12 protein-coding genes are annotated in these 14,371 nt (G+C 40.2%); 3 read left to right on the top strand and 9 right to left on the bottom strand.

All coding sequences use genetic code 11. The features are described from left to right. Nucleotides 1-294: 294 nt before the first annotated feature. Nucleotides 295-789, bottom strand: a complete 495-nt coding sequence (locus tag KTO63_RS17935) for a low affinity iron permease family protein (protein WP_217792895.1) — start codon at nucleotides 787-789, stop codon at nucleotides 295-297. A gap of 265 nt (nucleotides 790-1,054) precedes the next feature. On the opposite strand from KTO63_RS17935, the gene KTO63_RS17930 reads away from it, so the two are divergent. After that, a complete protein-coding gene (locus tag KTO63_RS17930) occupies nucleotides 1,055-3,238 on the top strand; it encodes a catalase (RefSeq protein WP_217792894.1) in 2,184 nt (727 codons plus the stop codon). A gap of 280 nt (nucleotides 3,239-3,518) precedes the next feature. Further along, nucleotides 3,519-3,719: a hypothetical protein gene (locus KTO63_RS17925; RefSeq protein WP_217792893.1), complete on the top strand. Its 201-nt coding sequence runs from the start codon at nucleotides 3,519-3,521 to the stop codon at nucleotides 3,717-3,719. 2 nt (nucleotides 3,720-3,721) lie between these two features. On the opposite strand, the gene KTO63_RS17920 is transcribed toward KTO63_RS17925, so the two are convergent. The 6 genes from KTO63_RS17920 to KTO63_RS17900 all read right to left on the bottom strand — a co-directional run bounded on the left by KTO63_RS17920 (nucleotide 3,722) and on the right by KTO63_RS17900 (nucleotide 10,140). Beyond that, nucleotides 3,722-4,930, bottom strand: coding sequence for a family 1 glycosylhydrolase (locus KTO63_RS17920; protein WP_232373238.1), 1,209 nt, complete (start codon nucleotides 4,928-4,930; stop codon nucleotides 3,722-3,724). A gap of 2 nt (nucleotides 4,931-4,932) precedes the next feature. Next, a complete protein-coding gene (locus KTO63_RS17915) occupies nucleotides 4,933-7,086 on the bottom strand; it encodes a family 1 glycosylhydrolase (RefSeq protein WP_217792892.1) in 2,154 nt (717 codons plus the stop codon). Then, the gene (glf, locus tag KTO63_RS17910) at nucleotides 7,055-8,194 is read right to left on the bottom strand and encodes a UDP-galactopyranose mutase (protein WP_217792891.1); all 1,140 of its coding nucleotides are present in this window, start codon (nucleotides 8,192-8,194) and stop codon (nucleotides 7,055-7,057) included. The genes KTO63_RS17915 and glf overlap by 32 nt, the downstream gene beginning before the upstream one ends. Then, the gene (locus KTO63_RS17905; RefSeq protein ID WP_232373237.1) at nucleotides 8,187-9,128 is read right to left on the bottom strand and encodes a glycosyltransferase; all 942 of its coding nucleotides are present in this window, start codon (nucleotides 9,126-9,128) and stop codon (nucleotides 8,187-8,189) included. The genes glf and KTO63_RS17905 overlap by 8 nt, the downstream gene beginning before the upstream one ends. Continuing rightward, entirely contained in the window at nucleotides 9,119-9,292 is a 174-nt protein-coding gene (locus KTO63_RS26310; RefSeq protein ID WP_232373236.1) for a hypothetical protein, read from the bottom strand. The genes KTO63_RS17905 and KTO63_RS26310 overlap by 10 nt, the downstream gene beginning before the upstream one ends. Nucleotides 9,293-9,630: 338 nt before the next feature. Beyond that, nucleotides 9,631-10,140, bottom strand: coding sequence for a YciE/YciF ferroxidase family protein (locus tag KTO63_RS17900; protein ID WP_232373235.1), 510 nt, complete (start codon nucleotides 10,138-10,140; stop codon nucleotides 9,631-9,633). A gap of 226 nt (nucleotides 10,141-10,366) precedes the next feature. Here KTO63_RS17900 and KTO63_RS17895 point away from each other — a divergent pair, with 226 nt between their 5' ends. After that, nucleotides 10,367-10,789, top strand: coding sequence for a response regulator (locus KTO63_RS17895; RefSeq protein WP_217792888.1), 423 nt, complete (start codon nucleotides 10,367-10,369; stop codon nucleotides 10,787-10,789). 56 nt (nucleotides 10,790-10,845) lie between these two features. Here the strand turns inward: KTO63_RS17895 and KTO63_RS17890 are convergent, their stop codons facing one another. Further along, nucleotides 10,846-12,255 (bottom strand): sensor histidine kinase, encoded by a 1,410-nt coding sequence (locus KTO63_RS17890; protein WP_217792887.1) that lies wholly within the window; start codon nucleotides 12,253-12,255, stop codon nucleotides 10,846-10,848. Further along, a complete protein-coding gene (locus KTO63_RS17885) occupies nucleotides 12,256-14,208 on the bottom strand; it encodes a CheR family methyltransferase (RefSeq protein WP_217792886.1) in 1,953 nt (650 codons plus the stop codon). Between the last annotated feature and the right edge of the window lie 163 nt (nucleotides 14,209-14,371).

Here is a 14,371-nt window from a genome sequence, read left to right as displayed (position 1 = left end):
AAAACGCTGGCGGGCAGGAAAGCGCATCAATGGGAGGGAATAGTGATACAAGGGCGAAAAGATGCCATCACTAACAGCAAATCATTATTAAAGGTTTTACAACCATTAGAATTGTGTATAAATATAGGTCTACAGGAGAAAACTAATATCTTTTAGGAGGTTTCCACAAAAGGCTAGCTTGCAAGATGATGACTTATCTTGCTTATTAGAAGCTATGTGCTGTTCAAAATCCCCAAATTCCAGCTTGCGTCAAATACTGGTCCGTCGGGACAATGATCCCAATATATTTTTCAATTAATTCTTTTTTCTTAAATTCTTTTTTACATCCTCTTCAATGTCTTTTTTCAACTCATGAATCTCTTCTGCCTCGTCAATAGAATGTGACTGTTGTAAGTTTTCTTCGCTCTTGGTAAACTCGCTGAGTTTAGAATAATATTTCTGAATCACTTTTAATTCATCCTCCGTCATGTTTTCGACGTTAACAAGACGATTGCTAGCGAACTCATGTGCTGCCACAAGTTCATTTAATTTTAACTGGATGGCAAGCGAATCTTTGTTCTGTGACTTTTGAATAAGAAACACCATTAAAAATGTGATGATTGTGGTGCCTGTATTGATTACCAGTTGCCAGTTTTCCGAATAATGAAAAAATGGCCCGGAAACGGCCCAGACTATAACAATTAAAAATGCTCCAATAAATGCTACAGTGCTGCCTGCTGCTTTGTTTACCTTATTGGCAAATGTTTCAAAAAAGCTTGAAGTATTTTGTGTATTTGTATTCGGTTTCATTGTTTGTGATTTTGATCAATAATATCTTACATCCATATGAATAACTTTCTTCTCATTGCAGCACTCTACGCGTTGATATGTTATTTTCCACTAAAGGTGAATAAGTGCTATGATCCGCAGGTGATAGAAGATTGCGTAACGCCTGTACGGACTAAATAAGCAAATTTGTTACCATAATATTTGCGGAGTTGGTATGGCATATTCTTCATGTCGCTATGGCATAATTATTATGCATTCATTTCATTGCTTATTATAATTATGTTCTATGCCAAAAAGTAAAAAAGACGATTCGTCTGAAAATAGTGAAAGTATAAAGATCGATGACTTAGTGCAGGATACACAGTCGAACGAAGGAGAGTTGCTTACCACCAACCAGGGATTAAAAGTCAATGATGATCAGAACTCCCTAAAGGCCGGTAGCCGCGGTGCTACACTGCTGGAAGATTTTATCCTACGCGAAAAGATCACCCATTTTGACCATGAACGTATTCCGGAACGGATCGTGCATGCCAGGGGTACAGCAGCACATGGTGTGTTCCGTTTGTATAAATCACTTGGAGATGTTACCAAGGCTGGTTTTTTAAATGACACTTCCTGTGAAACGCCTGTATTTGTAAGGTTCTCAACAGTGGCGGGTTCTCGTGGTTCAACCGATCTGGCGCGTGATGTACGCGGCTTTGCGGTGAAGTTTTACACACAGGAAGGTAATTTTGACCTAGTGGGTAATAATATGCCCGTATTCTTTATACAGGATGCGATTAAATTTCCCGACCTAATTCATGCAGTAAAACCTGAACCACATAATGAAATTCCACAGGCCGCTTCTGCGCATGAAACGTTTTGGGATTTCATTTCGTTGATGCCGGAATCTACTCACATGATCATGTGGTTAATGAGCGATCGTGCCATTCCGCGTAGTTATCGTATGATGGAAGGATTTGGTGTACACACTTTTCGTTTTATAAATGAAAAAGGAGAATCAAACTTTGTCAAGTTTCACTGGAAACCTTTGCTGGGTGTGCATTCGGTAGCATGGGATGAAGCGCAGAATATTTCCGGCAAAGATCCTGATTTTCATCGTCGCGACCTTTGGGAAGCTATTGAAAACGGAGCTTTCCCTGAGTGGGAACTGGGTGTACAGATCATACCGGAAGCCGACGAACATAAGTTTGAATTCGACTTGCTCGATCCCACCAAACTGGTACCGGAAGAACTGGTGCCTGTGCAGAGGATTGGCAAGATGACGCTGAATAGAAACCCGGATAATTTTTTTGCGGAAACAGAGCAGGTAGCTTTTCACGTAGGACATGTTGTACCCGGCATTGATTTCACTAATGATCCATTATTGCAAGGTAGATTGTTTTCATATACAGATACTCAACTGTTGAGATTGGGAGGACCTAATTTTCATGAGATACCCATTAACAGGTCAGTAGTTCCGGTACATAACAACCAGCGAGATGGTCACATGCGCCAGCAAATCAATAGCGGTAAAGTGAGCTATCATCCCAATACACTTGGCGGTGGTTGTCCGTTTCAGGCGGGCATCAAAGATGGAGGCTTTACTTCTTACGCTGAACGCATTGATGCTAAAAAAATAAGGGAACGCAGCCGCAGCTTCTTCGATCATTTTAGCCAGGCGACTTTATTTTTCAATAGTCAGTCACAGCCGGAAAAAGATCATATCGTGGATGCCTTTGCGTTTGAGCTGGGCAAAGTGAATACGCAAGAGATAAGGGTACGTATGTTGGGTATATTATCGATGGTTGATAAAAGTCTTGCAAGCCATGTGGCCCGCAAGCTTGGATTAAATGTGCCAAAGCCTGAAATGCCTATCAATAAAAGCATTCCGGCTGATGGTGATCCTAATGAATATGAGTCCATCATTGTAAAAAGTAGTTTGGAAAAATCAGATGCACTAAGTATGATGGGCACTAAAAAAGATTCTATTCAAACCAGGTGCATAGCAATCCTGGTGGCTGATGGCGTTAATGAAATGTCTGTAGATGCAATGACAAAAGCGTTAACTGAGCAGGGCGCAAAATACCAGCTGATAGCGCCACATCAAGGCACAGTAATGAGTGCCAATGACAAGGAGATTGCTATAGATCAAAGTTTTCTTACAGCAGCTTCAGTGTTGTTTGATGCGGTATATGTGCCGGGTGGTACCAACAGTGTAGCCAGCCTTGAAGCTGAACCTGATGCGATCCATTTCATCAACGAGGCTTACAAGCATTGCAAAGCCATCGCCGCAGATGCGGATACGATGCAGGTTTTGGAAGCAACTTATTTTTCGAAAAAACTTCCTACAGATTTAAATGATAGAAAAACTGAGGAAGAAGGTTTGATTATAGAAGATGATATTGCAGTACTTACAAAAAGTTTTATAAAAGCCGTTGCTGCGCATAGGTTCTGGCCCAGAGAAAAAGCCAGAAAAGTGCCTGCGTAATGTATACTGATGGTCAAACAATATAGTTCCATTTCAAGGTCGTCTCACTGCTCTATTTGTTTGTTCCATTGGTATTATATGTGTTCTCTTAATAGCGTTTGATCAATTGATCAGGCGCTATTTTTTTTGGGGAAATGATTTGAGTTATTGGGATTGTGATACTGCTGAATTTGGGTAAGATTAACTACACGCCCGCCATTGGCGTTTACAAGCAATTCACTTTAGCCGGTGTGCAGACGTGGAATGCCATTTGTGAATATAAGTTTACAATATGATCGTTATGAAAAAAATTGCGCAACTAGGAGGTCCTCATTCTACTTCTTACAAAAACAAAAGTAATCGCAGGCAAAAAGATGCTTGTTTAACGGTGTTTATGGAACAGGCGCATATACATATTTCTTCACACAAGGTGAAAGCGCATGAGCTTTTTGGGTCATTTACCGCGAATATTTTAAAAGAGAAAGTAGTTTTTACCAGGTAACATCATCTGTTGTAAAACACAAGTCCATAGCTTTCTTCGGTTATGATATCGTTCCAATTCTTTATTAAATTTTTGTACGCTTCACCAACGGGCATTATTTTCCTATCAAGATTATACAACCCTAGTTCATTAATGTTTCCATTGTCTTCTCTAAGTGCAGTGTCCCAATCTACCTGATGGACGAGACTGTACCACGTAAAACCTACGATAGGCACACCATCGTGTTTTAGCCTGTGCACATTTGCCCATTGTTTCAAGAGCCATTCGTTGCAGTAAGGCATTTTAATATTTGTTTCTGTATGCATGATGGGTAATCTATATCGCCTGTAATACTGACTGGTAATTACATAATAACCAAATATCTCTCCCGAGGCTTGTGTAGATCCATCGGGATGAACAACGTGTTCATTAGTTACATAATAATCGTTGCCCATTATGCAACTTGCTTTAACCTGGTTGTAAGTAAACCATCGGTATTCTTCTTTGGTCATTCCATTGCTTAATAAGTACTCATACATATCTGCATTCAATGGATAACCATAGGTAAGATCAAGCGAAAGAAATCTTTTTTGATTGAGGAAACGTGCAAGCGCAGTCGCAGCAGGGTCCACTGCATGAAAATATTCCGATGATTCACTCTGGATGAATGTAGCATCTTTTCTTACACCAAGAATGGCCTGCATTGCCATCACATTTGCCTTGCTTATGTGCTTGAGTGCCGTAACAAAAGAGTGATCGGATTGTAGTCGTTCGTTCCACCAGCCATACTGTGCAGAAAACATGGCGGTGATAAAAATCTCATTAACTGGCGTGTAAAGTTGTAAGTGAGGAAACTGCTTCGCAAAAGCAGCAGCATATTCCGCAAAATAGGCAGGGAAGTCTGGGTTCTGAAAATTTCCGATCCAGTCAGGTACACCAAAATGGCAGAGGTCAACAATAGGAGTAATGCCTATTTTTTTTAAATAAGAAAATGTTTCAGTGGCAAACGACCAGTCATACTTGCCGGGCGCAATATGCGTTTTATAATAGGGTACACCGTATCGCAAAAACTCAATGCCCATTTCTTTTACGAGCATGAAATCTTTCTGCCAGTTTTGATAGTGTCCTGTCTTTTCCATTTCATCCACACGTTTTTCCTTACCATCGGGCAACAATATGGTTGGGTAACTATTTTCTATTCCTGTAGCGAACATGAATTTATTACCGGTCATTATCAAAACTCCTTTTCATGAAAAAATCTATCCATCGCATTTGCAAAGGTGGGCAATAGAATACCTTTTTCACTTTTTAAAACACTATACACCGGTCTGGTGGCTTTCCATTGCATTTGGCTGGGAAAGCGGGCAATAAGCTTTTCCTGTGAATGGCCGCCTCTTTCCGCCACTTCACGTGCAAAGTCTGCCCAGGAAATTTTTCCTTCATTGGAGATGTGCCATACACCCTTTTCTCCATCTATCAATATGTCCAGCGCAGTATTTACAAGATCAGGAATGTAGGTGGGCGAAACAATTATTCCGCTGGCTGCTATACAGGTTTGTTCTTTTGAAAGAGCATCGAGGATATAACCCGCAAAATGATCGCTGTCCCACGGGCCAAACACGGCGCCTGTGCGAATAATCAGCGTATTGTCGCTGTCTAACAATAGCTGCGTTTCGCCTGCCACCTTACTTTTGCCATACACATTTAAAGGTTTTACTGCATCAGTTTCAGTATAAGGTGAGGTTTTGTCACCGCCAAACACAAGGTCCGAAGAGAACGTAAGAAAGCGGATATCGTATTTTTTGCAAACTTTTGCAAGTAAAACGGGAGCTTGCATATTGATTGCAAAACAGGCTTCAACACTGGTTTCCGCATCATCCACTTTTATCAGGTCTGTCGCATTGATCATGGCCCAAGGCTGGTACAATGCAATAATAGCCTCAATTGATTTTTCATCTAAAATATCAAATTCATCACGTGAAATGCTTTTGCAATAAATATTTCGTCTGATGCAAATACGTTCAAATGCGTTGGCAAGAGTTCCAGTTTTTCCGATGATCAGCAATGGAACCTGTATTTTAGCATCGTTGTTATTTTCTATAGATGATTCATTAATTGATATTTTTTGCCACCATCCTTGTTGATGTAATAGCGGATGTTCCCAGGGCATATTGCCGATGATGGATGTCACCAATTTGGCTATGGCCGTTGGTCGTAGCATACTATTTTGTACGTCAAAAGCTCCTGGCTCGTATATTTTGTGATGCCGCGTGAGCAAGCTGCTCCAATCATAAGAACCTTGCAATGCCCATACAGTAATGGCCCTGATGTCAATGTCTTCATCAGTAGCTTCGCAACAAGCCTCCCAGATTTCTTTTAACCATCTTATTTGCTCTTCCCGTGTACATCCAAGATGCACCTCTGTTACTGCAAGTGGAAGCTGGTATCTTTCCCATGCTTCGTGCAGCAGACATTTTATTCCTGCTATGTTTGTTGTCCGCACAGCTTCTACATCTGCATAACTTTGTTTGCCGTTGCTGCCATGTGTATGTACAGGGTATTGATCAATATTTTCGTCAAGAAAACGTTCCGATGTAATGTAATAATTGAAACCGGCAATATGTGGTACGCATGGATGACGGATGAAAAAGTAAAGACTTTCTGCATCAATGTTATTGTCCATAAAATAGTTCCACATGCTGTGGTTTTCACCAACTCTGCCGCAGAGCAGATCATACGTGAGCCAACGTCTTTCATTTTCAAAATGACTTTGATATTGTAAAGCTGGGGTACTGTGTACTTTGGTGAGATCTTCGGTTTGTATCAGTTTCGCATTTGAGTTAATTTTTCTGATAGCCTGCATTGAAAGTACAACTCCCTTCAATTGATTCAATAAAATTGTAAGAAAGCTGTGAACGTCTTTATGATGTGGATACCACAAACCATACAGTCCACTAAACCTTGCTGTGGTCAAAGGTTCATTAACAGGTGTATAATATTCTATCCATGGAAATTGCTGCGCTACTTTTGCAGCATACTTCGATAATAATTCAGGAAAATGATCGTCTGTTAAATCAGTAAATGTAGGTCCGCTGCCATGATGTAATAAACCAATGATCGGTGTTATGTTACAGGCTACAATACTGTTCAATTGCTCCGTGGCCCAATCCCAGTTAATAGGGTCGTCTTTTTGCGGTTGATGACGTTCCCACAGTAAAGGAAAACGCAAGGTAGTAATACCTAGTTTTGAAATAGCTTCAATATTATGGGAACGATTATAATAGCCACCATCCTCCAATTGATCATGAAAATGGTCACTTGTTCTGTTGATGGAGCATTCCAGTCCTCCCCAAATTTCAGGTTTGCTGTAATGTTTTCTTATATCCATTCGCTTGCATTTCGATGGGTTGATCTTTCATGATACTTTTGAACAGCGTGAGTGATTGCGCTATTACCTGGTCCATGTTGTAATATTTGTAAGTGCCCAGCCGCCCGGTAAAATATGTTTTTGGGGCAGTTTCTGCCAGCAACTGATACTTCTTGTATAACGCTGCATTTTCTGCCGTAGGAATAGGGTAGTAGGGATCGCCTTCCGCTTTTGGAAATTCATACACCACAGATGTTTTTTTATGCTGTTGCCCGGTCAGGTATTTAAATTCTGTGATGCGAGTATATGCCTGACCATTAGGATAGTTTACAGTACCTGTAGGTTGAAAAATATCCTTATCATATGTTTCAAATCTAAACTCAATAGAACGATAAGGCAATTGGCCGTAGCAATAATCAAAATAACTATCAATGGGTCCCGTGTAAATAATATACTTATGTGGCACAAACGTGATAACGTCCCTGTAATCCGTATTCAGCATGATGTTAATGTTGGGATGAGAAAGCATTTTCGTAAACAAATTGGTGTATCCGTGCAAGGGCATTACCTGGTAAGTGTCAGTAAAATATCTATCATCTTTATTGGTACGAACGGGCACTCTTGCGGTTACACTTGCATCCAGTTGTGAAGGATCAAGGTCCCATTGTTTCTTTGTATAGCCTTTGAAAAATTTTTCGTAGAGTTCTTTTCCTACGCGCCCCATCACTACATCTTCCGATGTTTTTACGGGTGAAATTTTTTCTGCGCGTTCTTTTAAAAATGCTTCTGCCTGATCTGTAGAAAGTTGAAGGCCATACAGCGTATTAATCGTATTGAGATTGATTGGCAACGGAACCAGTTGCCCGTCAACAGCAGCCAGCACTTTGTGTTCGTATGATCTCCAGTCTGTAAATAAGCTTAAGTAGTCGTAAACATCTCTGCTGTGTGTATGAAAGATATGTGGTCCATATTTATGCACCAATATGCCTGATTCATCATAATAATCATAAGTGTTGCCACCTATGTGATTTCGTTTATCAATGATCAATATTTTTTTTCCTGAGGACGCTAATCGTTCTGCCATTACACTACCTGCAAAACCTGCTCCTACAATTAAATAATCAAACATACTCTCTGTTTTCCTTTATTTGTTTAATTAAAGCATTCATAGCGTTACAGGTCATGTCCCATGAATTGCGTCGTAAAAAATCATCAACATCACGGAGCCATATGGATCTTTCTTTATTGTTTAGTTCCAGCGTGGCTATTTCAATAAAATCAGTAGCATCAAAAGCTATGTGTACTAGCGATAACTCTGCATAGGGATCAATTACATCGCGGATAGGCGAGGAGATAACAGGCTTCCCGGCTGCCAGATATTCAGGTGTTTTGGTGGGGCTGATAAATTCTGTTGATTTGTTATTGGCAAAAGGTATCATTGCTAAATCCCAACCGCTTATATAGGCAGGCAGCTCATTGTATGATTTTTGCCCCAGGTAGTGAATGTTGGGATGCACTGGTAAACTATCCGGATCGATCTTAACAACAGGCCCAACAAATATGATCTGCCAGTTAGGTCTTGCAATGGCAACCGCATTTATCAATTCAATGTCCAGTCGCTCGTCAAGTACACCAAAAAAACCCATTCTCGGAAAGCCTATCTGTGCCTGATCTTCAGGGTCCGGTTGTTCTAACCGGGCTTTTTCAAAATGTTCTTTTTCGATGCTGCTTGGAAAAGGGTAAATATTATGATGGTACTGCTTTTTTGAAGAATACAAACTATAGCCGCCCGTAAATACAATGTCCGTCCTCTTAAATAATTCCAGCTCCAGTTCGTGTAACAAAGTAGGCGCAAAATTAAATGCCGACAGTTCATCCATGCAATCATAAACGGTAACCTGTGGTTTCAAATGCCTGCTGAATGGCAGGGCCATGGGCGTATAGTACCAGCAGTAATAGTCCTGGATATTGAAATCAGTTAGTAGTACGTTTAAAAGATCTGTCTGCACTTGTTCTATATCTGCAGGGTCGGTATCCAGCGAGATAAAAGGGGTTACTCCCATATATTCTGAGGAGAAACAGCTACCATGTTTTTATTTTCAAGCGTATAGAAAACCGGTTCTTCTATATAGAATACACGATACTGCTTCGCCATTCTGCCTAATAAATGTTGCGGACGCTGGAACACAAAATTCCACCTGAGGTGTGAAAAACAGATAATATCCATGAGAAATAAAATAATTGATGAGTAAAATTGATGCCTGCCATTGAAGAGTAAGATCAAGTATTAGAAACTGAAGTGTATTCTGGAGTGGCACCTATAACCATGCGAATGATGTGCCGCAGGGATTGAAAAATAATAACCGGAATGTGTAGGGATTGTTCCCCGCTGGAAATGCAGGTAAAGCTGATATTTAACATTTACGAGCTAATAAGAGAATTCTATAGATTATATTGCAATGGGTGCTGAGATAAATGCAAGTGAGGAAAGGCTGAGGAAGAAAGAGCACATATAAGACACAAAAAAAGGCAACCGTAGTTGCCTCAGTTTATCTTTGCTTAAACTTATTCCTCTGTAGATGCCTCATAATTGATGCTGTTCTCTGCAATAGAACTTAACAAACTGTCTGCTTCTTTTTCCTCTTCAAGTGTAGTGCTCAGTATCTCGGCTACATCCTCTTTTCCGAGCACCATAGCTATTTGTCTGAGCGCTCCATAAGTAGCAATTTCATAATGTTCTACTTTCTGCCCCGCAAGAATTAATCCCACATCCCTTGTTGATGTTCCATCTTCAGTATCTTCAATAATGCTTTCGCCTTCCATAGTGAGCCCTTCCATGGCGTCGCATTTTTTAGCCTGCGCCTTCACGCCGAGCAATTCAAATACCTGTTCCAGGCGGCTTACATGTTCTTTTGTTTGCTCAAGGTGGGTTGCAAAAGCTGTTCTCAATTCTTCAGAACTTGCTGCTTTTTGCATTTTAGGTATTGCTTTCACTAGTTTCTTCTCTGCCCAGTAAATGTCTTTTATCTCATCTACAAACAATTCTTCCAGAGCAGGCTCTGTTCTGGTAATCATTGATACATTATTAGTATTGGGTGTTTTTTTCGTCGCTGTCTTTTTTGATGGTGTTGCCATTTATTTGTTTTATATATAGTCTGTAAATGCTGTGCCATGGATTTACAACTGATGCAAAAAAGACGACTTACGGTATAATATGCGTACTTCCTACGTTAGAGAACTTTGATAAGTGTAAAATTATTTCTAATTTCTACTTCTAATTAAAGTGAGTGAAACGCACACATTGAAAAAAGGCCCCATCATAATTATAGATGATGATCAGGATGATTGTGATTTGCTTCGGCATATTATTGATAATATCGCTCCCAGAAGTATTTACAGATTTTTTGCAAATGGCCAATTGGCATTGGATTATTTTCTGCAAACGTCAGAACAGCCTTTTGTTATTTTTTGTGACATCAATATGCCGGTAATGAGCGGGCTTGAATTATCCAAACGGATTTCTGAAAACGAATACCTTCGGCAAAAATCTATTCCTTTTATTTTTTTGACAACCAGTCGCAATCCGGGGGAGATAAGAAAAGCTTACGAGCTTACGGTTCAGGGCTACTTTCAAAAGCCATCAACTGTAAATACTTTCGAAGAACTGGTAAAAAGCATACTCGATTATTGGGACAGGTGCCTGCATCCCAATTCTATAAAATGAATATGTTAGCAATGACGACATTTCGGATCATCATTGTTATCAATTGGTGCAGGCAGTCAGCTTAATTGTTTTAAAGGAAGGATAATATGAAAAATTGTTCCTTCTCCCTCTTTGGCTTCTGCATATATCTCGCCATGGTGAAGCACCACAATTTTTTTGCATAGGGCCAAACCGATTCCTGTTCCTTCAAATTGTTCACGGGAATTTAGTCGTTGAAAAATCAAAAATATCTGCTCTGAGAATTTTTGGTCAAAGCCAATACCATTGTCTTTAAAAATAATTTCTACATGCGGCACCTTGCTATTTAAATCAGGATATTTTTCTATGCCCGCTTCTGACAAAGCGGTTGAAGTAAGGCTTATAACTGGAGTAACCGCGGGGACAGAAAATTTTAAGGCGTTGCTTAATAAGTTATAAAAAAGTTGGTTTATCTGTAAGGGCATCGCATCAAGTACGGGCAGTTTGTCGTGTGTTATTGTAGCATTCTTCTCGAAGATCAATAAATCAAAATCAGCTATAACATCCTCTATAACTTTATTCAGATCTGTCTGTTCAAAAACGGGCTTCGACTCAACTATTTTTGAATAGCTGAGCACATCCGTAATAAGGGTGGACATACGTTCCGCTGACAAACCGATTTTATTGAGTAGTTGTTTTGCTTCATCTTTTATATCATCACTGTAACGTTGATTGAGGAGACTGGCAAACGCCCTGATCTTCCGCAATGGCTCCTGTAGATCATGAGACGCTATGGATGCATATTGCTGTAAGTTCTCGTTTGAATGTTTTAGTGATTCATTGGAGTTTTTTAGATCATGGGTTCTTTCTTCTACCTTCTCTTCCAATTCAAGTGTGAATTTTTTTAACTCGGCCTCCTGTTTTTTTATCTCTGTCACATCTTCAATAACCACTAAAATCAATTGCTCAGTGTCTATTTTTCTAAAAACTTGTGTGGCATTCAATAGCATGACCCTTTCACCTGAATACTTAAAGACCTGCCTGATTTCAAAATCCTTCATTTCTTTTCCTTCCAATAAAACGGTCTCCAGCATAGATCTTAAGTAGGGGATATTCCATTGTCCTTCCTCCAGTTCATAAAATGACTTGCCTTCCGTTTCATCTTCAGTTGTTCTAAACTTCTGATAGTATGACCTGTTGGCTGTTTTCACATGCATATTCTTGTCCAACACAATGAGCGGTTCTCTGATAGTGGCTATAATTGATTCAGCATATAGCCTCGCGATATTCAATTGTTCGTTACGATCAAAAAGTTCCTGGTTTAAAATAGTAAGTTCTTCGTTAGTACTTTGTATTTCTTCTTTTGTCGATTGTAGCTCCTCATTTAAACTTTGGAGTTCTTCACTGCCTGAAAGGAGTTCTTCATTCGCACTTTGCAGTTCTTCATTTACAGCTTCCTGGTCTTCCGTGATGCTTCTCATATCTTCGCGTGCCTGGGCAAGTTCCATTTACAGTCTTTGAATATGCAAAGCTTCAGCGCTTTGCTGCTCAGTATCTGCAGACGGACCGAGTGTTGAACCTGCATTGGATGGCTCGCGAGGAAACATGCTTTCTTTGAAGAGAATCAGAAAATAAGGTTCAGCAGTGTTTAATAAGGGTACCACTTCAATAGTTACCCATAGCGTTTTTCCTATGAACTGCATGGGAATATTTTCCTTGACAATGGGTATTTCGCTTGCTTTTACTTTGTGCAATGCGTTCCTCAATTCAAAAGCTAATCCTTCCCGTGCCATTTTTAAAAGATTCAGCGTTGGTTTGCCGGAAGAGGGTTCGAGCCAGTTGCCAGTTGCTCCTCTGAATTGCACTATTTCCATTTGGTCATTAATCACCACACCTGCGGGAGTATACCTGGAAAGTAAAATGTCATCGGCACTTTTTTGAAAGTCTTCCTGAACAAATTCATTTTTAGCAGCAATATTGCTTTTCTTAAATGCTGAATTGTATGTAAGGATATTTAAGTATTTTCCTGCGGCCGGCTTTCTGATATATGCTTTTTCATTTATACCGAAAATGGCAAACAGATCGGACGCAGGGCTTACAGATTCAGATTTTCCAAGGAGCAGATACCCGTTATCTTTTATTGCATAATGGAACGTTGTGAGTGCTCTTTTTTGCAAAGAAGGTTCCATGTAGATAAGCACGTTCCTGCAACTGATCAGATCTATTCTTGCAAATGGCGGGTCCTTCAGAAAGTTGTGACAGGCAAACACGCACATATCCCTTATGGATTTGTCTATTTGAAAATTGCCCTTCCATTTGGTAAAATACTTTTGCAAGCGGGCAGAGGTCAGGCCTGTGATTTCATTTTGCGAATACGTTCCGGTCCTTGCCTTACCTATGGCTTTTTCAGAAATATCAGTGGCGAAAATTTGGATTTTATCCTCAATGGCTTTGTCTTTAAAGTACTCATACAGGCAGATAGCCATTGAATAAACCTCTTCTCCGGTGGAGCATCCGGCAACCCAGATGCGTAAAGGAGCGGCTTCCGCTTTGTTTCTTAAGAGAACCGGAAATATTGTGTCGCAGAGAAAATCAAACGTTTTTGTGTCGCGAAAAAAACTGGTAACCGGGATCAACAGATCCTGGTACAACAAATCCTGCTCTTGTATATTTTCTTTGACAAAAGAGACGTAGTCAACAATATTTTCCACGTTATTCAATCCCATTCTACGGATGATGCGTCTGCGGATAGTGGTTTGTTTATAATAGGTAAAATCGGCACCTCTCCGTGCCTGAAGAATGGCCAGCAATTGGCGAAAGGCATCTCCGCCGCTGGTAAAGTCAGGCTGAAATGACCGGACAAGCCTTGTCAACTGCAAGGGAATTTCTTCGGGGGCAAACACGAAATCTACAACGTCCGCATCGATGGCATTTTGCGGCATGCCATTATAAGCCGCAGATTTTGGATCTTGGGCAATGGTGATACCGCCTTGCTCTTTAATAGCTTTAAGCCCTACGGTACCGTCTGTGGCAGTGCCGGACAACACAATGCCTATGGCTTGGCTGCCATGAATTTCAGCAAGCGATGTAAAGAATACATCAATAGGCATATTCTTTTCAGTTTTAGCTGGTCTCGGGCTTAGCTGGAGTATGCCATCTGTTGCCGTGAGTAACTTATTGGAAGGTATAATGTAAATCCGGTCTGGCTCTACACGTACATTATTTGTAATCTCATAGATGGGTATGGAAGAGATCTTTTGCAACAGCTCTGTTAATATACTTTCGTGTGTAGGCTCCAGGTGTTGTACTAAAATATAGGCCATGCCTGAAGTTTCGGGAATGGCTTTTACTAATTTTTTAAATGCCTCCAATCCTCCGGCGGATGCACCAACGCCTACAACGGGGAATCCATTTGAGGACAATTGCTTTGTTTTATTTTTATCTAACCTTTTTTCGGACATTATAAAGTTTTTCAGTAGGCTAATTACATGTGTGCGTTAATAATCATACCAGACCGTAGCTACAACGTCAAATTCAGCGGTTTTTATCGAGGGGTAAATAACAATAATAATATCATGGAGAAACAGCCATTGTTAAAACTATTATCAACAAAGTGCATGGCAT

It is taken from the genome of Pinibacter aurantiacus (assembly GCF_019130065.1).
Classification (GTDB): domain Bacteria; phylum Bacteroidota; class Bacteroidia; order Chitinophagales; family Chitinophagaceae; genus Pinibacter; species Pinibacter aurantiacus.
Note: the sequence above shows the minus strand (reverse complement) of the source record. Positions and strands in the feature narration are given on the sequence as shown.